Raw genomic sequence first — 19,314 nt, 5'->3', positions numbered from 1 at the left:
TAAGCGCGCTGACGTTGGGCCTTGAATAGAAACGCGCAAACGTGGCGTTTATTCCACCGCTGCGGCTCAATGCCCCGATTTGACGATCGTCATTCTGGTCGTGCCGACCCCTATGAACAGATACGACACGTCGCCCGTCATCGTTACGGTCGTGGACGAGATTTGTTCGAGCCGGTCGTCGAACGACAAAGTCCAGATCTTGCCGGTCGGGAGCCGCGTCTTCGCGGTATATTTCATCCGTATCGTGTCTCCCTCCTGCGAAATAGCAGCTTCGCCGATGAGGTCGTCGCGGTGACCGACGAGGCGCCCGTCGGCGGTCTTCTCGAAGGTCCAGACGATGTGTTTTTTTTCGCCGTCCGTATAGAGGAGGTCTTCGATCAGCGTACCGCGCGGGCCGTCCCAATTGGCCTTCATGGTGGCTTTGAATTCGCGATGCGTGCTTTCGCGATTGTTATCGACGCTGCCGGTTCCGTTGAGACTCCCTTTGAAGAACGTGTCGAGCCGCAGCGGCTCCGCTCTGGCGACTTGGGGCAGCAGCAGGCTGGCCAGCACGGCAGGTGCGAGATATCGAATCATTCAGGGTTCCGACGTGAGAGATTGGGTCATCCGGCGCCGGGACGGCCCTGCATCGACAGGGCGATGGCCCAGAGCGTGCGGAGTGCGAGGCTCTGGGCAAGGCCCGGTTCGCGCCTCGCCTTTCCGACAGCCTCGCCGAGCCGCATCACGGCGCGGCCCAGTGCTTCGCCGCTGCCGAGCTTCAATTGGCGTTCGATCGCCGATTTACGTTTAAACGAGATGCCGACGCGGGCCGCGGTGCCCATCACCTGATCCAGCGATGCGCCCCCGATGAGGTCAAGCTTGGCGCGATGCAGCCATGTGGCGTGTCGCAAGGCGAAGCCGAGCAGCACGCCGGCCTCCCCGCCGTGGCCAAGCACCCGCCTGGCCGCCTGTTCGATGGCCGGAAGATTGCCGGTGAAGGTGGCGTCGATCAGCGCATCGGTCGCGATGGCGGATGCGTCGGCCACCACGGCTTCGACATCGTCGAGCGTGATGGCGGGCCGGCCGTGGGCATAAAGCGTCAGCTTGGCGATCTCGGATCGGCTGGCCAGCCGATCCGCGCCGAGCAGAGCCGCCAGCATCTGCTTGGCGGCGGGCTCGATCGTCATACCCGCCTCGGCCGCTTCGGCGTCGATCAGCCGAAGCACGTCGCGCTCCTCGTCCGGATAGCATTCGATCGCGACGGCGGTCCGACCGCGCTCGAACAGCTTGCGGAGCGGCGCGTCCTTCTTGAGGTTGCCGGCCTCGACCAGAACCGGGCAGGGGGAGCCGGACCCAAGGTGATGCTCGAGCGCTGGAACGAGCGCCTTGGCGCCCGCATCGACCAGAATGGCGCGCTTGCCGCCGAACAAGGGGATCGTATTGGCCTCGTCGGCGAGGCGGCCCGGATCGCTCGCCACATCGTCTCCGGAAAGCCGCACCATCTGAAACGGGTCGTTCGGATCGTCGACCAGCAGCTTGCCGATCCGGCGCACACGTTCGCTCACAAGGCCGAGGTCGGTGCCGAAGACGAGATAGGCCGAAAAGCCCGCGACATCGCGAGCCATGAACCGGTCCGCCTCGTGGCTTTTGATCGCGACCATTCCGCTGTGTTCCGGCGCGCTTTAGCTGCGCGTCGCCAGCGCCGTCGACAGCCTGATGGTGATTTGGTCTGCGATCACCTTGGCGTTCCTGATCTCGGCGTCGCGCGCGGCGCGAATGTTGGCGAAGCGTTGTTCGGAGCGGTTGTAGGTCGCGGCGCTCGTCACCGTGCCTTGCGTAATCGGCTTGCCACCGCCGGCGGGGGTCAGCACGTAATTAATATCGGTCACGACCGTGGCGGCGGAGGCGCGGCGCGTCACCGTATCGATCAACGCCGATTGCACGCGTTCCTTCGTGGTGAGGGCGAGACGGTATTTCGGCGCCGGGCTCGACCCCGTGCCGTTGAGGTCGGTGATCAATTCATCGACCACGTAATGGCCGAGCAATTCGGGTGCTGGATCGATCGCGATGGCTTGGAGTTCACTGCTCAGGTGCCCGTTCATGCTGCCGTAAAGTGGCGTGAAGCAGCCCGCCAGCGAGAGCGACAATCCGAGCGCCGCGACAGCCTTGAGGGAGCGCGACAGGGCGATCCGGCGATTAAACCACGACATTGACGATCCTCATCGGCACGATGATCACCTTTTTGGGTGTCCGGCCTTCCAGCGCGCGCTGAACGCTCTCGAGGCCCAAGGCGGCTGCGGTCACGGCGACATTGTCGGCGTCGCGAGCGATCGTGACATCGGCCCGCTTCTTGCCGTTGATCTGCACCGGCAAGGTGATGCTGTCTTCCACCACGATCGCATGATCGGCAACCGGCCAGGGCGAAGCGGACACCAGCGTGTCATGGCCGAGAGCGGCCCACAGCGTCTCGGCGAGATGCGGCATGAACGGCGAGGTCACCAGCACCAGGATGTCGGCCGCCTCTCGAAAGGCGGCGGCGAGGCCTGACGCGAGTTCCGGCGTCTCGATCGCGGCGATCGCGGCCGACAGCGCGTTCGAGAGTTCGTAGATATGCGCGACGCATCGATTGAACCGGAGGCGCGCGAGATCCTCCTCGATCCGGATCACAGCCTTGTGGGCAGCCTTCCGCACGCCGAGCGCCTCGACGCTGGGCGATACCGACGCGTCCTCGGAGGTTGCCGCTTTGCCGAGTTCAGCCAGCTCGCCGGACAGGCGATAGAGGCGCTGCACGAATTTAGCGGCGCCCTGGACGCCTTCCTCGGTCCAGATCACGTCGCGCTCGGGCGGGCTATCGCTCAGCACGAACCAGCGAGCCGTGTCGGCCCCGTAGGTCGCGATGATGTCGTCCGGATCGACGATGTTGCGTTTCGATTTCGACATCTTCTCGATAGCGCCGATCCGCACCGGAGCGCCGCCGTCGATCAGGGTGGCGCGCCGGTCGGCGCCCACGCCCTCGATATTGATCTCCTCCGGCGAGACCCAGGCGCCCGCTTCGGAGCGATAGGTCTCGTGCACCACCATGCCTTGCGTGAACAGGCCGGCGAACGGCTCGTCGAGGTCGAGCATCCCGACCTTCTTCATGGCGCGGGTAAAGAAGCGCGAATAGAGCAGATGCAGAATCGCATGTTCGATGCCGCCGATATATTGATCGACCGGCAGGAAGCGATTGGCGACGCTTGGCGTGGTCGGGTCCGTCTCGTTCCACGGGTCGGTGAAGCGGGCGAAATACCAGGACGAATCGACGAACGTATCCATCGTATCGGTTTCGCGCCGGGCGGGCCCGCCGCATTGCGGGCAGGCGACGTGCCGCCACGTCGGATGCCGGTCGAGCGGGTTGCCCGGCTGGTCGAAGGTGACGTCCTCGGGCAGCTTGACCGGCAGATCGGCGACCGGAACCGGTACGGTGCCACAGGCATCGCAATGGATGATCGGGATCGGGCAACCCCAATAGCGCTGCCGCGAAATACCCCAGTCGCGCAGCTTGTAATTCGTCTGGCGCTTGGCCTGCGGCGCATTGCCGATCACTTGTGCTTCGAGCCGCGAGGCGACCTGATCGAAGGCCGCATCCGTCGTCAGTCCGTCCAAAAATCGCGAGTTGATCATTAGGCCGTCGCCCGTGAAGGCCTCGGCTCCGACCGCGAATGTCGCGGCGTCTTGATCGGGCGGGCAGACGACCGCGACGACCGGCAGGCCTTTGGCCCGGGCGAAGTCGAGATCACGCTGGTCATGCGCCGGGCAACCGAAGATGGCGCCCGTGCCATATTCCATCAGCACGAAATTCGCCACATAGACCGGCAGGGTCCAGCTCGGGTCAAGCGGATGCACGGCCCGTATGCCGGTGTCGAAGCCCTTCTTTTCGGCCGTCTCCAGCGCCGCTACCGACGTGCCGAGCCGCTGGCATTCGGTGACGAACGCGGCCAACGCCGCATCGCGGGCCGCCGCCGCTGCGGCGAGCGGGTGATCCGCCGCGACCGCGATGAAGCTCGCGCCGAACAACGTGTCGGGGCGGGTCGTATAGACCTCGACATCCGGGGCGCCGTCGACCGTGGTGGCCGGATCGAGCGCGAAGCGGACCGACAGCCCCTCCGACTTGCCGATCCAGTTGCGCTGCATCAGCCGTACTTTTTCGGGCCAATTCTCCAGCCGGTCGAGCGAGACCAGCAGATCCTCTGCATAATCCGTGATCTTCAAAAACCACTGAACCAGTTCACGCTGCTCGACGAGTGCGCCTGAACGCCACCCGCGACCGTCGATCACCTGCTCATTGGCCAAAACGGTCTGATCGACCGGGTCCCAATTCACCTTGGACTTGCGACGATCGACGAGGCCTGCCTTGAGAAATTCGAGGAAGATCCGCTGCTGGTGCTTGTAATAAGACGGGTCGCATGTTGCGACCTCGCGCGACCAATCGAGCGAGAGGCCGATGTTTTTCAACTGACCTTTCATGGTCGCGATATTGGCGTAGGTCCATGCGGCCGGATGCGACTTGTTTTGCATCGCCGCATTCTCGGCCGGCATGCCGAACGCATCCCAGCCCATCGGATGGATGACGTTGTAGCCCTTTGCGCGACGGTAGCGCGCCACGACATCGCCCATCGCGTAGTTCCGCACATGGCCCATGTGGACGCGGCCGGACGGGTAGGGGAACATCTCGAGGACGTAGTATTTCTCGCGCGGATCGTCGTTCGAGGCGCGGAAAATTTCGCGCGTCGCCCAAACCTGTTGCCAATGCGGTTCGGCTTCGCGGGCGTTGTAACGTTCGGTCAATCGATCCCCGGAGGGTGCTCGGCACCCGGACTTTGGTGGTGGTGGCTGTCAGCGGCAGTGAGCATGAAAGGGGTGCCGGGTCAATTCGGCGATCGCCTGGCGAGAGGCGGTGCGCGCGAGCGGCCCGATCCCGGCCAGACCTTGACGCCCCAGCCAAATGCCGGTTGAGGTCTCGGCTCGTGTCACGGATCAGGACGGCCTCTCATGTCGATTGCGGAAACAAGCCTCGACCGGCTTCACGGCATCCAGCACCGCATCGTGCAGGCCGCGCGCGACGCGGACCGTGATCCGTCGACCGTGACTTTGGTGGCCGTCTCCAAGACCTTTGGGGCGGACGACATGCTGCCGCTGATCGGGGCCGGGCAACGCGTGTTCGGCGAAAATCGGGTGCAGGAGGCCAAGACCAAATGGCCGGCGCTGCGGGAGCAGACGCCCGACCTCGTGCTGCATCTGATTGGTCCCCTGCAATCCAACAAGGCGCGCGAGGCGGTCGAGATCTTCGATGTCATCGAAACGGTGGATCGTCCGAAGATCGCCGAAGCGCTAGCGGCGGAGATCGCGCGCCTCGGAAAGACCCCGCGCTTGCTCGTGCAGGTCAATACCGGAGCCGAGCCGCAAAAAGCCGGGGTACTGCCGCAAGACGCCGATGCGTTCATCGCCATGTGTCGGCAAAGCTATGGCCTGACCGTGTCGGGTCTGATGTGTATTCCGCCCGCCGACGAGCAGGCATCGCCGCATTTTGGGTTGCTGGCTCAGATCGCCAAGCGCAACGGCGTATCCGACCTGTCGATGGGCATGAGCCACGATTTCGAGCTTGGCATCCAACTCGGCGCGACGCATGTGCGGGTTGGCAGCGCGATCTTCGGGGTCCGGCCCAAGCCGGACATCTAGTCCGGGCAGCGTCCGACACTGAACAGAGCCTTCAGCCCGCAGGACGAACGAAGCAGCGCGCCGCCCTCATGCCCGACGCCGGGTGCGATCAGCACCGGGATGGTCAGGCCTGGATGTCGCGCTTCGAGATACGCCGCGAAATGACGCCCCCGCGCAAGGCGGTCGGGGCCTTGCGCTTCGGCCGCGCAGCTCGTGTCGAGTGCCGCCTGATCCGGATCGTCGTCGGCACCCCCGAGCAGCATCGTCACATCATGCTGGATATAGCGGCGCTCGAGCGCCGGCACGTCGAGCGATGCGATCGCGGGCGGCCTGTCCGCCATGCCATATTTCCAACGGTTTACGGCTGGACACATGGCCGTGTCCGCGGCTGCGAAACCGCCGGTCGTCACGGGCCGCGCCTCGTCGAAATAAGCGTAGGATGACGGATCGGCCACGACGAACCGCACTGCCACCCCGGCCTTGGACAGGGTCTCCGGGCTGGTCGTGACGATGGCGAAGCGCTGCACCATCTGGGCGCCACCCGAATGACCCGCGACGACGATGCGGGTGAGATGTGGAAACAGTACGCGATCCGCCAGCCGCGCCAGGATAGCGTCGAGCGCCACGAAACTCGCGACACCGGCTGTCTCGTCCGGCGCATCGTCCATCCAATCGTTGCCGCGCCACGTAAGGGTGCCGGGCGGCAGATCGATCTGACGCTCATCATGGCCGCGTAGAAATTGCGGCGCGATCAGCAAGGTGTCGGCTGTTGCCGCTGCATCTTGCGCCGCAGCTTGGAGTGACTGGAAGTACGGAACTGCATCGCGGTTCTTGCCATGCACGATGATGACGGCGCGCGTGATCGCTGGAAGCGGCCGCGACCAATCCGCCGATATCGCGAGAGGCAGGAGCCCCCCGGCGATTCGCATCTGCTCCGGCGCGAGTTCCGGCGCTGCCCGCTCACGCGCATCGAGCCGCGCCGGCAGCGCCGCGGCCGTAACGAGGACTCCGGCGATGACGGCCCGCCGAAGCCAGGACATCAAAGTTCGACCCAGGTCGCCCCGGACTGCGACGACCGCAGGGCGGCCTCGATGAAAGCCAGTCCCTTCACCCCATCGTCAAGCGTTGGATAGATGACGTCATGTCCGGCCGTATGGCCGTCGCGCGCCGCCAGAATGGCCTCGGCGGCTTCCGAGTAGATCGTGGCGAAGGCTTCGAGGTAGCCCTCGGGATGACCGGGTGGGATGCGCGTCGCCCGTGCGGCATCCGGGCCGGTGCCCGGGCCTCCGCGCGTCAGGATCTGCTGGGGTTGGTTCAGCGGCGACCATAACATCCGGTTGGGTTCGGCCTGGACCCATTCGAGACTGCCCTTGCTACCGTAGACCCGCACCTTCAGGCCATTCTCATGGCCCGGCGCAACCTGGCTGGCCCACAGCATGCCCCGCGCGCCATTTGCATAGCGGAGCAGGATCTGGGCATTGTCGTCGAGCCGGCGTCCCGGCACGAAGGTGGTCAAGTCGGCCAAGAGCGATGTGACCGGAATGCCGGTGATGAAGTCGGCCAGATTGTACGCGTGGGTCCCGATGTCGCCGATGCAGCCTCCCGCGCCCGACCGCGCCGGATCGGACCGCCATTCGGCCTGTTTGTGGCCGCTGTCCTCGATCTTCTCAGCCAGCCAATCCTGCGGATATTCGACCTGAACGATGCGGATGTCGCCGAGTTCGCCGTCGCGGACCATGGCGCGGGCTTGTCGGACCAGCGGATAGCCGGTGTAGTTATGCGTGAGAACGAACACGCGGCCGGACCGCTCGGCCAAAGCCTTGAGGTCGAGCGCCTCAGCCAGCGTCGTCGTCATGGGCTTGTCGCAGATGACATGGATCCCGGCTTCGAGAAAGGCGCGTGCCGCCGGTGCATGCATATGATTGGGCGTCACGATCGCGACCGCCTCGATGCCATCGGGGCGAGCGGCCTCATCCCGCGCCATGGTGGCGAAATCGCCATAGCTCCGGTCGGGTGCGAGCCCGAGCGCTGCGGCGGAGCGCATGGCCTTCTCGGGCGTGGACGACAGCGCGCCAGCCACGACCTCGAAGCGATCGTCGAGGCGGGAGGCGATCCGATGGACTGCGCCAATGAAGGCGCCTTCGCCGCCCCCCACCATCCCGAGGCGAATGCGTCGGCCTGAAGTCTCACTGCGTCCGTCGATCATGGCTGGTCCTCCCATCGGGTCACCGTCGCGGCGGTGTTGTGCCACGATTATGAGATTCCGCGCCATCGGTCACCTCGGCAACGGCGCGCTGCCTGTCGGGCGATCAGCCGCGCCTCGGCGCGCAAGCGCGGGCTTCAAGCCGTCGCCATCCGGTGCTAAAGGCACGCTTCAGATCCGGCTATCGACACCGCGCGAGGTCCCCGAATGATCGATCTTTTCTATTGGCCGACCCCGAACGGACATAAGATCACGATGTTTTTGGAGGAGACGGGTCTCCCCTACACGCTGAAAACCATCAACATCGGAACCGGCGAGCAGTTCAAGCCGGACTTTCTAACGATCGCGCCGAACAATCGCATGCCCGCGATCGTCGATCACGCGCCGGACGGCGGCGGCGAGCCGATCTCCGTGTTCGAATCCGGTGCAATTCTCGTGTATCTGGCCGAGAAGACGGGGCAATTTTTGCCGAAGGATCTCCGTGGCCGAACGCAAGTCCTCGAATGGCTGTTCTGGCAGATGGGCGGACTTGGACCCATGGCGGGGCAAAATCATCACTTTTCGGCTTACGCGCCCGAGAAGATCCCTTATGCCATCGATCGTTATGTGAACGAGACGAACCGCCTTTATGGGGTGCTCGACCGACAGCTGGCGGCCGCCGATTACGTCGCGGGGGATTATTCGATCGCCGACATGGCGGCTTATCCCTGGACCGTCAACTGGCAGCGGCAGGGTCAACAGCTGGATGATTTCCCGAACGTGAAGCGCTGGCACGAGACCATCAAGGCCAAGCCGGCCACGGTGGCGGCCTATGCCAAAGGCGATGCTGTGAACCGCCCGGCCGAGATGACCGACGAGCAGAAGAAAATTCTGTTCGGCCAAACCGCAGCCTCGCTCGGCACGAAAGCCTGAAGCCGGGGCAGGACCTAGATTCGCGCAATTCCTGCGCGACCGACCAATGGAGATGATCATGGGACAGGATATCAAGCTGACGGCCTCCGATGGCTTTGTGCTCGATGCCTATAAGGCCGTGCCGACCACCACGCCGCGGGGCGGCCTCGTGGTGCTGCAGGAGATTTTCGGCGTCAATCATCACATCCGCTCGGTCGCGGACCGTTTTGCCGCTGAGGGTTATCTCGTCGTGGCCCCGGCGATCTTCGATCGTGCCAAGCCCGGCGTGCAGTTGAACTACGATCAGGATGGGATGCAGGAGGGCATCGCGCTCAACAAGCAGACCAAGCATGCGGATACCATGAAGGACATTGCGGCTGCGGTCGCGGCGGCCAGTGAAGCCGGCCGGGTCGGTGTCATCGGCTATTGCTGGGGCGGGACCCTGGCCTATGCGGCGGCCTGCGACCTGCCGGGCGTTTATGCGGCCGTCGGCTATTACGGCGGCGGGATCGTCAACATGCTGGATGAGAAGCCGACCGTGCCGTTGATGCTGCATTTCGGCGAGCACGACGATCATATCCCGATGAGCGACATCGAGAAAATCAAAGCCGCCGAGCCCTCCGTACCGGTGTTCACCTACCCGGCCGGGCATGGCTTCAACTGCGATGAACGTGGCAGCTACGATAAGGCCAGTGCCGATCTCGCGCTGAGCCGCACCTTGCCGTTCCTGCGCGAAAACGTCGGCTGATCCACGTTTGACGTGAGGGTCGGCTTGCGAAATTTGTGCAATCCGACCCTCTTGAACCACCGGATCGACACACCTAAATCTGGTTTGCGCGGGCCGTAATGGACGCGCTTACCTGATTGCTTCGGAGCACGAAGCCCCGGGGCACATGTCGCTTTTCGGAGGATATGTCATGCGTCAATATGATCTTGCACCGCTGTACCGCTCGACCGTCGGTTTCGACCGGTTGTTTTCCCTTATCGATCAGATGTCGGGTGTCGAAGGCGCGGCGCCATCCTACCCCCCCTACAATATCGAGCGGACCGGCGAAAACGCGTATCGCATCTCGGTCGCGGTTGCCGGCTTTTCCGAAAACGACCTGACGATCGAGACGCGTGAGAACACGCTTTTGATTCGCGGGTCCAAGGCCCCCGTCGAAGGCGATGCCGTCAAGGTCGAGGTGCTGTACCAGGGCATTGCGGCACGGGCGTTCGAGCGACGCTTCCAGCTTGCCGACCACGTTCAGGTGACGGGCGCGATCCTCGAGCACGGTCTCCTGCACGTCGATCTCGTCCGCGAGATCCCGGAGGCGCAGAAGCCGCGTCAGATCGCCATCGGATCGAGCGGGCCGCGCATTGTCGCGGCGAAAGCTGCCTGACCCGGTCAGACCGGTGTCGAGGGCGTCCCGAAAGGGGCGCCCTTTTTGTTTGCTGCAATGTTGCGAACGACAGGTTTTATTCGTCTTCGCCGAAGCGATTGGCCAATAAATCAGCGAGAGCCTGAAGGACGCGAGCCGCATCGGGCCCCGTGGCGCTGACGAGGATGCTGGTTCCCTGGGCGGCGCCGAGCGTCAAGATGCCCATGATCGACAGGCCGCCGACAGTGTCGGTCCCGCGGGTGACACGGACTTCGGCATCATAGGCCTCGACGCAATGGACGAATTTCGCCGTCGCGCGCGCATGAAGCCCTTTCCGGTTGATGATGGGGAGCTCGCGTGACACCGCGTCGTCGCTGGTCTGGCTCATTTGCCGTTCAACACCCGGCTGGCCACATTGATATATTTGCGCCCGGCATCCTGCGCTTGGATGACCGCTTGCTCGAGATTGACGACGTCCCGAACGGACGCCAGTTTAATGAGCATCGGCAGGTTGATGCCGGCGACGACCTCGACGTGGTTGCCTGACATCACCGAAATGGCAAGATTCGACGGGGTTCCTCCGAACATATCGGTCAACAGAACCACGCCGCTGCCTTGATCGACTTCAGCGACCGCATCGACGATGTCTTGCCGACGCGCTTCCATATCGTCGTCCGGTCCAATCGTAATCGTCGCGATACATCGTTGCGGGCCGACCACATGCTCAAGTGCGGCCCGAAACTCGGTCGCGAGGCGGCCGTGGGTCACCAGGACCATCCCGATCATTGCGCGTTACCAATCATTCTCGAATATGCCAGATGCTCGCCCGCGCCGATTATCCGGCGCTATCTTGTGCATTGCGGCGAAATTGGCAAGCATATTAGAACTGTTCCGTTGTCAGCGCGAAGGCCACAGGTCCAAATAACGAAACGTTATAGAGCTGTTTTCATGTGAACCGGCTGTCGCGCGAAGTGTCAGCAGTGGAACCTTTACGCCGAGTAAGCAAAGCGTCGGCGTTGCCTCGGGAATGCGGTCGGCCTGCATCAAACCCTCGGTGTCGAGCTCGATCGCGAGACTGACCACGCAGGCAGGCTCGTGCAGGATTGCGCAGATGCCGAGCCCGCGCCATTCGATCGATCCGGCGATCGATCGGTGAGGTCGTGCGATGAGGCGATTATTCTGCTGGCTTAGCCCGATGCGATCATCGCCGACAAGGCGGGCGAAGCGATGATGGTGCGATGCCTCCGCCAACAGCGCCAGCGCCAAGCTGGACTTGCCGGCTCCTGAGCGGCCTTGGATCAGAATGCCCTGTTCGCCGACCACGAGTGCCGTCGCATGAACGAATGTGAGGGTCGCGTCGTCGGTCAAATGGCTCTCTGCGGCAGCCAGACGATGAAGCGAGCACCGGCGGTCCTCGGGATTGTCGTGCTCTGCTCCGGCTCGTCGATGTCGCGTTTGAACTCGTCGCTCCACTCCGGATGATCGTCGACACCCATCGTGGCTAGGTCGTGCTGCGGTTCCCGATTGCGCGCAAAGATGCGGCCTCCGTGTGCATCGATGATCTGACGTGAGATCGAGAGGCCCAGACCGGAATTTTGCCCAAAACCATGTTCGGGGCGATCGGTATAGAAGCGCTCGAAGATGCGCTCAAACGCATCCGCCGGAATGCCCGGCCCGGCGTCTTCTACGACGATTTCGACGCCTGCTATTCCCTCGTCACCGTCGTCGAGACAACATGAGCGAAGCAGAACGTTGACGACACCGCCCTCAGGCGAGAACGAGCGGGCATTGTCGATCAGGTTGTTCATGACTTGGCCCAGGCGCGAATCATGGCCCTCGACCTTGAAAGCGTCGTCATCCTGCTCGCCCGTCGCCTTCGGCTCGACCGTGAGCGCAATCGTCACGCCGTCATCGCGGGACACGCCATTTGCGACTTCAACGACGGCCGTCAGCAGGCGTTTGACATCGACCTGGGCGGTGGCGCCCCGCGCCAGTTCTGCGTCGAGACGCGACGCGTCGGAGATGTCGCTGATCAAACGGTCGAGACGCCTGATGTCGTGCTGGATGACCGACATGAGACGTTCACGCGATTCTTCGGATTTGATGCGCGGCAAGGTTTCGACGGCGCTTCGGAGCGACGTGAGCGGGTTTTTCAGCTCATGGGCGACGTCGGCCGCAAAGCTCTCGATGGCCTCCATGCGAAGGTAGAGTGCGCCCGTCATGTCGCGGAGCGCCCCCGAGAGGTGGCCGATCTCGTCGGAGCGGGACGTGAAATCGGGGATTTCCTCGCGAGAATTGATGCCGCGGCGCACCCGATCGGCGGCGTCGGCGAGACGGCGCATGGGACCCGCGATCGTATTGGCGAGCAGGAGCGACAGCAGAAAGGTCACGCCGGCCGCCAGCAGAAAGACGCGGAAGAACGCCCATCGTTCGGACGCGATGATGGCGTCGATATCGCCGCCCTGGGTCGACAGCAGCAGCGCGCCGCGGATGTTTTTGAAGCGTTCGATCGGCACCGCGACCGAGACGATGGTCTCGCCCTTCTTATTGACCCGCACGACATATTGCGTCGCCCCCTTGAGGGCGCGGGCGACTTCTGGAAAGCCGACGCCTTTGGCGTTGCGGCCATCGTCGAACAGGGAGACGTCGGTATGGCCGAAGCGGCGCTTGACCTCGCTCCAGGTGCGCTCGATCAGCGTTGCTTCATTTGGATCGGGGGGCGGCAGATCGGATCGCAGGATGTTGCCATGCAAGGACAGGGATCGAGAGTCGAGCAGCAACTCGCCCTCGCTGTCGAACACACGGGCGCGGGTCCGCGTCGGGGAGACAAGCCGACGCAGCACCGGGCCGATCTTTTCCGGGTTAATGGAAAATTGCAGCGACGAAGCGTCTTCGTCCGGGGCGCCGGTGCTTTGACCGGGTGCGAGCTGCAGCAGCTTCTCCGGATCGACCGTGATCGCATCGGTCTCGACTGTTGCGGACGCCGCGATCGCAGCCGCGATGATCTCGCCCTGCGTCTGCAGGCTCTGCACCCGCGCGTCGATCAGCCCTTCGCGGAACTGATTGAGATATAAAAACAGGAGCAACAGCGCTAGAAGGCCGCCGAGGTTCAAGACCACGATGCGGCGCGTCAGCGACGACGAGAGGCGTGTGGTGACGCTTCTGACGAAGCGCCGCATCCGGAGGCTGACGCTTCGTCTCATCTTCCGCCGGTCGCGACCGCCGGTCGCAGACCCCGCGCCATCTCCCCCATGCCGATCGAGCAGAACCGTCCGAAGCGAACCCGGCAGGTGACCGCCCAAAAAGCGCAAATTCAGCCTTCCTTGAAGCGATAGCCGACGCCATACAGCGTTTCGATCATCTCGAAGTCATCGTCGACCAGCTTGAACTTCTTGCGAAGGCGCTTGATGTGACTGTCGATCGTCCGATCATCGACATAGACCTGATCATCATAGGCCGCATCCATCAAGGCGTTGCGGCTCTTGACAACGCCAGGACGGGTTGCGAGCGCCTGCAGGATCAAGAACTCGGTCACGGTGAGGGTAACCGGATCGTTATTCCAGGTGCAGGTATGCCGCTCAGGGTCCATTTTCAGGGCGCCGCGCTCGAGTTGCTTGGCTTCGGATTCCTTCTGGGCCGCAGCTTCCTTTGGATTGGCGCGGCGGAGGATCGCCTTGACGCGCTCCACCAGCAGGCGCTGCGAAAAGGGCTTCCGAATGAAGTCGTCCGCGCCCATCTTGAGACCGAAGAGTTCGTCGATCTCGTCGTCCTTCGAGGTGAGAAAGATGACCGGCAAATCGGACTTCTGCCGCAGCCGACGCAACAACTCCATGCCATCCATGCGGGGCATCTTGATGTCGAAGATGGCGAGATCGGGTGGGCTTGCCTTGAGACCGTCCAGCGCCGCCGCACCATCCGTGTAGGTTTGAACGCGGTAGCCTTCCGCCTCGAGGGAGAGCGACACGGACGTCAGAATATTGCGGTCATCGTCCACGAGGGCAATGGCGGGCATGAACTTTCCTTCTCACAAGCCGTCGAGCCACATCGCCCGGGAGGGTGCGGCGTCGAACGAGCCGCGAAGACTCAATCTCGAGTGAGGCTGAAATGTGACAGCCTTTCGAAATCGCATCCTACACGATCTACCGCTTGGATATGCTTACAAAACGTTAATCTCCGGATTCTACCTGGAAATTCGCGTATTGGTCCATGTCTGCGCTTGGCGGCGCGTCCGAATTGCAGCTTTATGGGCGAATCGTCGGCGGCTACGGGCAAGCGGCTTGCATAATAAATGACAGTCTCATGTCGCCGCTACGCGGCGCATTGCTTCTTCGCCGCCTCGTTGAACCGCGACTTCGTTCGGAGCCCCTATGAACAGCACCAGCCCGATCGCGCTGTCGGTCAAAGACCTTCGCAAGAGCTTTGGGGCGCTCGAAGTTTTGAAAGGGATTTCGCTCGACGCCCATAAGGGGGACGTCATCTCGATTCTCGGGGCGAGCGGGTCGGGCAAGAGCACATTCCTCCGCTGCATCAATTTGCTCGAGACGCCGGATGCCGGCGCCGTGACGGTCGCGGGCGAGACCATCGTGATGCGGAAACGGAGCGGCGGCACCAGCGAACCGAAGGATCGCCGTCAGGTCGATCGCATCCGAACCCGCCTCGGCATGGTGTTCCAGGGATTCAATCTCTGGTCGCATATGACCATTCTGCAGAACGTCATCGAGGCACCGTTGCACGTTCTCAAGCGGCCGAAGGCCGAATGTATCGAAGAGGCGGAGGCGCTTCTGGCCAAGGTCGGCATCGCCGACAAACGGCATTTCTATCCAGCGCACCTGTCGGGGGGGCAGCAGCAACGCGCCGCTATCGCGCGCGCCCTGGCGATGCGACCGGACGTGATGCTGTTCGATGAGCCCACATCCGCCCTCGATCCCGAACTCGTCGGCGAGGTGCTGCGGGTGATGCGCGCCCTCGCGGACGAAGGGCGCACGATGTTGGTGGTGACGCATGAGATGGGGTTCGCCCGCGATGTGTCCAATCGCGTGGTGTTCTTCGATCATGGCCATGTCTGCGACGATGGTGCTCCCGCAGCGCTCTTCGGCGGCGGTGCGTCGCCCCGGTTCACGCAATTCATCTCCGGCACGCAACGCCACTGATGGGAACCGGATCGATTGTCCATGCCCGACAACCAACCGGCGACTGAGCCCAATCCATCCCCGCCGGCCGCTGCTTATGATGCGCTGGGGGAAGCCAAGCGCCTGCTTCGGGACGTCCGGGCCGGTGCTCTGGCGACGCAGGACGCCGATCATCAGCCGTTTGTGAGCCTCGTCACGGTCGCGACCGCGGCCGATGGCGCGCCACTCCTGCTTCTCTCGCGGCTGGCGGCCCATACCGGGCATCTCGACACTGATCCGCGCTGCTCACTGCTCTTGACCCAAACCCGCAAGGGAGATCCGCTGGCGCATCCGCGGATCAGCATCGTCGGCCGCGCGCGACGGCTCGAGCCGGAGGGTGAGCGTGCACAGGCTCGCGCACGCTTTCTCGCCAGAAACCCAAAGGCCGCGCTCTATGTCGACTTTCCGGATTTCGGTTTCTGGACGCTCGATCTCGCGGCCGTGCATCTGAACGGCGGCTTCGCCCGGGCGGCGCGGTTCACGGGGGCCGAGGTGCTGACCGATCTTGCAGGTTGCGCACCTTTGCTCGCGGCCGAAGCCGATGCGGTCGATCACATGAACCGCGACCACACCGAGGCGCTCCGTCTTTACGCCACCGCCTTGGCGCGCGGCAAAGATGGCGCGTGGCGAGCGAGCGGGATCGATCCGGAGGGGATCGATCTCATCTGTGGCGACATGTCGGCGCGGGTTGTGTTTCCCAATCGCGTGACCGATCCCGGCGCGCTTCGGGCCGTTCTACGCGACCTGGCCGAGGCGGCGCGGCGGCGCCTCTAGCGCCCGGTTGGTGGGCATCGCTCAAAATCGAGCGAACCGCTTCATCCTCTTCTCGGACCTCTGCTGCAGCATGACCCAAGGGCTGTCATGCGATGGCCCGACCGTGATGCCGGGTGAGTTTGCAAGCAATGCGCGCTGTCGCACAGGACCGAAAGCTCGCTCGACATGGAGAAACCGAATCGAGATCAGCAAAACCTTTGATTTTCGGGCTGTGTTGTGGTAGCAACAGGAACTTAAAACTAGTTTTGCGGGCTTTTTCCCGCCCGCTTCGGTCATAAGCTCTTGAGTTCAGTTTCAGGTGGTTCAACCGCATATGTCAACCAAGCTCAATCTGCTTGGGAGCGGTTACGGTGCCGTCATGACGCGACGATGCGTCAAGCAGGCTCGTTCGACGATCTGAAGACGCTCGATGCCACTCCAGGCGATTCGCGTCCGCTTCCTCAGTCCACACGGCAGATGCGGCATGTTGAGTCTGAAAGCAAGACCTTCCGAGCAATGACGTGGCTCCTGTTCGACATCGCGTCGGCGGGCTCCAGGGGTCGATGAGGTTCAGCGGCGAGGGGTCGTCCGCCAGACGGTGACGAGCGACATCGAATGTGGGGTGAGCGGGGCAGGGGGAATGCCGGACGTGGGGATGACGGGACGGATCGAGCAACTGGGGCGCTGACGAGAGTCGGCCCTGAATGATGAACAACAGCTACGCCGCGTGATGGCATCGCCGAGGCGAACGCATGCGGCGACGGAGATGAAATCGATGACGGACAAGAGTGAGAGCGTACGGGCTCCGGCCAATAAGATCGGTGGCGATCGGATGTCGACGTTCCGGCAACCGATGGGCGGCAAGCCGGGTGCCTTCAAGCCTGATTTGACCGCCAAGCCGGTCATCAAGCCGACCGGAAAGGCGCATGGCTTCAAGGCGCAGGAATTCATCGTCTATCCGGCGCATGGTGTCGGTCAGATCGTCGCGATCGAAGAGGAAGAGGTCGCCGGTTTCAAGCTCGAGCTGTTCGTCATCAGCTTCGCCAAAGACAAGATGAAGTTGAAGGTGCCGGTTCCCAAAGTCCACAGCGTCGGCATGCGGAAGCTCAGCGAGCCGGATGTGGTCAAGCGTTCGCTCGACACGTTGACGGGCCGGGCGCGCGTCAAACGCACGATGTGGTCGCGACGGGCGCAGGAATATGAAGCCAAGATCAATTCCGGCGATCTCGTCAGCATCGCCGAAGTGGTCCGCGATCTTTATCGCTCCGACGCACAGCCGGAACAGTCTTACTCCGAGCGGCAGCTTTACGAGGCCGCGCTCGACCGGATGGCCCGTGAGATTTCGGCCGTGCAAAAGCTGACCGACAGCGAAGCTCTGAAGCTGCTCGATGAGCAGTTGCAGAAGGGCCCGCGTCGCACCGGCAAGGCCGATGCCGAGAGTGAAGCCGAGGGCGACGCTGATGCCGAGACCGAGACCGACGGCGGGGATGTCGACGAGGCAGCATAAGTCGTCGCAAGCAGCATCTGAAACCGAAAGGGCCGGCGCAAGCCGGCCTTTTTCATGAGGATGTCAATGATCGGCCGAGATTGTCTCGCCTCAGTGCTGCAGCCGAAGCCCGACCATGAACACATCCTGGCTGAAGCTCGACGCAACGGCCGTGCTGTTGAGACGCTGATGGCTGTAAGTCGCGTCGAGCACGATGGAGCGATTGAGGCTGTAACTCGCCTTGAAGGTCTCCGACAGCGTGTTTTCGACGATCGGAGACGAGATGTAATTGGTGTTCAGGTAGGTGAGCGTCCCGGTCAGGATCAGGTTTCGCATCAGGGCATGGGACACCTGCAGCGAAACGCTTCGCGACTCGGACCCGGGCGATCCAGCCACGGTGGTTTCGTTGAAGCTGGTGGCGGCCAGCAGGGTCAGGCTCGTCAAATTGGTGACGAAGTAGCTCAACGACCCATCGACCAACGGACCCTTGAGGTCGCGCAAGCGGCGATCGTCGTAGCTTCGGTTTTCGTAACCGGCCGATAATTGTCCGACCAGCAGGCGCGAGAACTCGAAGGTTGAGCCGACTCGGCCGAGGATCCCCTCGGAATCCCGCGCATAGCCGGAATTGTCGATGCGCTGATCATGCACACGCGTATCGACACCGACTTCGACGAAAGGCTTGAACCCTGGTGTGAGCTCATAGCTGGCGCGACCGATGACCCCGTAGGCGTTGAACGTCTGGTCGCCGAGCGGGATCACGGTACCGTCCGGCAGGATGCCATTCTCGTACATGGTGCGATCGAATGTGCCGTGGAGCGCCAAGGTAAGGCGCCCGAATGTGTCGCTGCCGCCGATGCTCGTCCCAAAGCTTGAGACGAGAGGCCGGTCTTTCACGGCGACGTTCAGCTCGGGCGAGCCCGGCCGCTGCGTCGTGATGGCAAAGCGGCCCTCGGCATCGAGCGCGATATCCCGCGTTGCGTCAAAGCGGTAGTCGATCGTGCCGGCCGCATCCGGCCGGTTCGCCGCAGGATTGGAAAAGAAATCGTCGTAAGCGCCATGCATATTGGCGCGAAGTTCGTTCGACGACCACAAGGACAAGAGGTCGAAGCCGCCTTCGGTGCGGCTGAACGCCGAGGATTTCACGCCAACGGCGGTCTGATCGGGATTACTGTCGAACCCGAGACTTTGCTCGATAAAGGGTGTCAGCCTCACCGTGCCGATCGTATAGCCGATCGGGGCGAATGGCGCGGGATCCGGCTTCGGGCGCCGCCGGACGTCGAGCGGAAGGGCTGCGGTGGTCGGACCGACAGGGGGAACGAACGCGCCGAGTGTGGCCGCGCGCAGTTTGGCACTGTCCGACAGGCTCGGGTAGGCCGCGAGAGCCGGAAGTTTTGGTGGTCCGACGCGGGCTTTCGCGGTGCTCAATGGCTGGGGCGCGATGGTCGACCGAAGGGCCGGGCGTTGTGGTGCCGTCGCATCGGGAGGGGTCAGGCCGGTATTCGGGTCAATCGCGGCAGGCGGCGCCGGTGTTCCAGCGTCATCAGTCAAGGCTCCGCTGCCGCGGAGGCCGGATCCTGTAAACGTGTCCGGGCCGAAGCCGCTTCCCTCGGGAGCAGGCGTCGCATCCTGCGCGAGCGCAAGCCGCGTCCCAAACCCGACCGGAGCGACGCAAAGCACCAGCGGCACCGCTGCGCGAAGCAGGCGGAGCACCCAAGTTGTTCCTGTCTGGCGAGAGGTCCTCGAACCCACGTTCCGTCCTGTCCGTTCGGTCACTCC

General features: G+C 63.2%; 19 protein-coding genes. 7 read left to right on the top strand and 12 right to left on the bottom strand.

Going from position 1 to position 19,314, the window contains the following annotated elements; translation table 11 throughout:
- Positions 1-66 precede the first annotated feature (66 nt).
- Genes EY713_RS01340 through leuS form a run of 4 tightly spaced genes read right to left on the bottom strand, consistent with a single transcriptional unit; the run spans position 67 to position 4,806 of the window.
- A complete protein-coding gene (locus EY713_RS01340) occupies positions 67-576 on the bottom strand; it encodes a DUF3833 family protein (RefSeq protein ID WP_131113212.1) in 510 nt (169 codons plus the stop codon).
- 26 nt (positions 577-602) lie between these two features.
- A complete protein-coding gene (gene holA, locus EY713_RS01335; RefSeq protein WP_131113211.1) occupies positions 603-1,640 on the bottom strand; it encodes a DNA polymerase III subunit delta in 1,038 nt (345 codons plus the stop codon).
- A 21-nt stretch (positions 1,641-1,661) separates the two neighbouring features.
- Complete coding sequence (locus EY713_RS01330) at positions 1,662-2,189, bottom strand: hypothetical protein (protein WP_131113210.1); 528 nt, start codon at positions 2,187-2,189, stop codon at positions 1,662-1,664.
- Positions 2,176-4,806 carry a leucine--tRNA ligase gene (gene leuS, locus EY713_RS01325; RefSeq protein ID WP_131113209.1) on the bottom strand — a complete coding sequence of 877 codons (2,631 nt, stop codon included), beginning with the start codon at positions 4,804-4,806 and terminating at the stop codon, positions 2,176-2,178. Before leuS ends, EY713_RS01330 begins: the two co-directional genes overlap by 14 nt.
- A 204-nt stretch (positions 4,807-5,010) precedes the next feature.
- Between leuS and EY713_RS01320 the strand changes: the two genes are divergently transcribed.
- Complete coding sequence (locus tag EY713_RS01320) at positions 5,011-5,697, top strand: YggS family pyridoxal phosphate-dependent enzyme (RefSeq protein ID WP_131113208.1); 687 nt, start codon at positions 5,011-5,013, stop codon at positions 5,695-5,697.
- Here EY713_RS01320 and EY713_RS01315 read toward each other — a convergent pair.
- A complete protein-coding gene (locus EY713_RS01315) occupies positions 5,694-6,716 on the bottom strand; it encodes an alpha/beta hydrolase (RefSeq protein ID WP_210215300.1) in 1,023 nt (340 codons plus the stop codon). The genes EY713_RS01320 and EY713_RS01315 overlap by 4 nt on opposite strands.
- Complete coding sequence (locus EY713_RS01310) at positions 6,716-7,882, bottom strand: Gfo/Idh/MocA family protein (RefSeq protein WP_131113207.1); 1,167 nt, start codon at positions 7,880-7,882, stop codon at positions 6,716-6,718. Before EY713_RS01310 ends, EY713_RS01315 begins: the two co-directional genes overlap by 1 nt.
- Before the next feature lie 204 nt (positions 7,883-8,086).
- On the opposite strand from EY713_RS01310, the gene EY713_RS01305 reads away from it, so the two are divergent.
- The 3 genes from EY713_RS01305 to EY713_RS01295 all read left to right on the top strand — a co-directional run bounded on the left by EY713_RS01305 (position 8,087) and on the right by EY713_RS01295 (position 10,152).
- On the top strand, positions 8,087-8,791 hold the full coding sequence (locus EY713_RS01305) for a glutathione binding-like protein (protein ID WP_131113206.1): 705 nt from the start codon (positions 8,087-8,089) through the stop codon (positions 8,789-8,791).
- Positions 8,792-8,849: 58 nt separating this feature from the next.
- The gene (locus tag EY713_RS01300; protein WP_131113205.1) at positions 8,850-9,518 is read left to right on the top strand and encodes a dienelactone hydrolase family protein; all 669 of its coding nucleotides are present in this window, start codon (positions 8,850-8,852) and stop codon (positions 9,516-9,518) included.
- Positions 9,519-9,687: 169 nt separating this feature from the next.
- A complete protein-coding gene (locus EY713_RS01295) occupies positions 9,688-10,152 on the top strand; it encodes an Hsp20 family protein (RefSeq protein ID WP_131113204.1) in 465 nt (154 codons plus the stop codon).
- Positions 10,153-10,228: 76 nt separating this feature from the next.
- On the opposite strand, the gene EY713_RS01290 is transcribed toward EY713_RS01295, so the two are convergent.
- The 5 genes from EY713_RS01290 to EY713_RS01270 form a co-directional block, all read right to left on the bottom strand.
- Positions 10,229-10,519: an HPr family phosphocarrier protein gene (locus tag EY713_RS01290; RefSeq protein ID WP_131113203.1), complete on the bottom strand. Its 291-nt coding sequence runs from the start codon at positions 10,517-10,519 to the stop codon at positions 10,229-10,231.
- Complete coding sequence (locus EY713_RS01285; protein WP_131113202.1) at positions 10,516-10,917, bottom strand: PTS sugar transporter subunit IIA; 402 nt, start codon at positions 10,915-10,917, stop codon at positions 10,516-10,518. Before EY713_RS01285 ends, EY713_RS01290 begins: the two co-directional genes overlap by 4 nt.
- A 111-nt stretch (positions 10,918-11,028) precedes the next feature.
- On the bottom strand, positions 11,029-11,499 hold the full coding sequence (locus tag EY713_RS01280; RefSeq protein WP_165490989.1) for an HPr kinase/phosphorylase: 471 nt from the start codon (positions 11,497-11,499) through the stop codon (positions 11,029-11,031).
- Entirely contained in the window at positions 11,496-13,334 is a 1,839-nt protein-coding gene (locus EY713_RS01275) for a stimulus-sensing domain-containing protein (RefSeq protein WP_131113200.1), read from the bottom strand. Before EY713_RS01275 ends, EY713_RS01280 begins: the two co-directional genes overlap by 4 nt.
- 110 nt (positions 13,335-13,444) lie before the next feature.
- The gene (locus EY713_RS01270) at positions 13,445-14,143 is read right to left on the bottom strand and encodes a response regulator transcription factor (protein ID WP_131113199.1); all 699 of its coding nucleotides are present in this window, start codon (positions 14,141-14,143) and stop codon (positions 13,445-13,447) included.
- A gap of 355 nt (positions 14,144-14,498) precedes the next feature.
- Here EY713_RS01270 and EY713_RS01265 point away from each other — a divergent pair, with 355 nt between their 5' ends.
- The 3 genes from EY713_RS01265 (at position 14,499) to EY713_RS01255 (ending at position 17,559) form a co-directional block, all read left to right on the top strand.
- Entirely contained in the window at positions 14,499-15,281 is a 783-nt protein-coding gene (locus EY713_RS01265; protein ID WP_131113198.1) for an ABC transporter ATP-binding protein, read from the top strand.
- Positions 15,282-15,302: 21 nt separating this feature from the next.
- Positions 15,303-16,073: a HugZ family pyridoxamine 5'-phosphate oxidase gene (locus EY713_RS01260; protein ID WP_131113197.1), complete on the top strand. Its 771-nt coding sequence runs from the start codon at positions 15,303-15,305 to the stop codon at positions 16,071-16,073.
- A gap of 754 nt (positions 16,074-16,827) precedes the next feature.
- The gene (locus tag EY713_RS01255; protein WP_425374331.1) at positions 16,828-17,559 is read left to right on the top strand and encodes a CarD family transcriptional regulator; all 732 of its coding nucleotides are present in this window, start codon (positions 16,828-16,830) and stop codon (positions 17,557-17,559) included.
- Positions 17,560-17,649: 90 nt separating this feature from the next.
- Here EY713_RS01255 and EY713_RS01250 read toward each other — a convergent pair whose 3' ends face one another.
- Entirely contained in the window at positions 17,650-19,248 is a 1,599-nt protein-coding gene (locus EY713_RS01250) for an outer membrane beta-barrel protein (RefSeq protein ID WP_165490988.1), read from the bottom strand.
- Between the last annotated feature and the right edge of the window lie 66 nt (positions 19,249-19,314).

Origin of the sequence: Lichenihabitans psoromatis, assembly GCF_004323635.1 — a bacterium.
In the GTDB taxonomy this organism is placed as follows: domain Bacteria; phylum Pseudomonadota; class Alphaproteobacteria; order Rhizobiales; family Beijerinckiaceae; genus Lichenihabitans; species Lichenihabitans psoromatis.
This window is presented reverse-complemented; position numbering and strand designations above follow the sequence as displayed.

What these genes read in the sequence shown, in the direction of transcription:
- EY713_RS01340 (WP_131113212.1), bottom strand. Translation starts at nt 576, where the DNA reads ATGATTCGATATCTCGCACCTGCCGTGCTGGCCAGCCTGCTGCTGCCC.
- holA (WP_131113211.1), bottom strand. Translation starts at nt 1,640, where the DNA reads ATGGTCGCGATCAAAAGCCACGAGGCGGACCGGTTCATGGCTCGCGAT.
- EY713_RS01330 (WP_131113210.1), bottom strand. Translation starts at nt 2,189, where the DNA reads ATGTCGTGGTTTAATCGCCGGATCGCCCTGTCGCGCTCCCTCAAGGCT.
- EY713_RS01320 (WP_131113208.1), top strand. Translation starts at nt 5,011, where the DNA reads ATGTCGATTGCGGAAACAAGCCTCGACCGGCTTCACGGCATCCAGCAC.
- EY713_RS01315 (WP_210215300.1), bottom strand. Translation starts at nt 6,716, where the DNA reads ATGTCCTGGCTTCGGCGGGCCGTCATCGCCGGAGTCCTCGTTACGGCC.
- EY713_RS01310 (WP_131113207.1), bottom strand. Translation starts at nt 7,882, where the DNA reads ATGATCGACGGACGCAGTGAGACTTCAGGCCGACGCATTCGCCTCGGG.
- EY713_RS01305 (WP_131113206.1), top strand. Translation starts at nt 8,087, where the DNA reads ATGATCGATCTTTTCTATTGGCCGACCCCGAACGGACATAAGATCACG.
- EY713_RS01300 (WP_131113205.1), top strand. Translation starts at nt 8,850, where the DNA reads ATGGGACAGGATATCAAGCTGACGGCCTCCGATGGCTTTGTGCTCGAT.
- EY713_RS01295 (WP_131113204.1), top strand. Translation starts at nt 9,688, where the DNA reads ATGCGTCAATATGATCTTGCACCGCTGTACCGCTCGACCGTCGGTTTC.
- EY713_RS01290 (WP_131113203.1), bottom strand. Translation starts at nt 10,519, where the DNA reads ATGAGCCAGACCAGCGACGACGCGGTGTCACGCGAGCTCCCCATCATC.
- EY713_RS01285 (WP_131113202.1), bottom strand. Translation starts at nt 10,917, where the DNA reads ATGATCGGGATGGTCCTGGTGACCCACGGCCGCCTCGCGACCGAGTTT.
- EY713_RS01275 (WP_131113200.1), bottom strand. Translation starts at nt 13,334, where the DNA reads ATGAGACGAAGCGTCAGCCTCCGGATGCGGCGCTTCGTCAGAAGCGTC.
- EY713_RS01270 (WP_131113199.1), bottom strand. Translation starts at nt 14,143, where the DNA reads ATGCCCGCCATTGCCCTCGTGGACGATGACCGCAATATTCTGACGTCC.
- EY713_RS01265 (WP_131113198.1), top strand. Translation starts at nt 14,499, where the DNA reads ATGAACAGCACCAGCCCGATCGCGCTGTCGGTCAAAGACCTTCGCAAG.
- EY713_RS01260 (WP_131113197.1), top strand. Translation starts at nt 15,303, where the DNA reads ATGCCCGACAACCAACCGGCGACTGAGCCCAATCCATCCCCGCCGGCC.
- EY713_RS01255 (WP_425374331.1), top strand. Translation starts at nt 16,828, where the DNA reads ATGACGGACAAGAGTGAGAGCGTACGGGCTCCGGCCAATAAGATCGGT.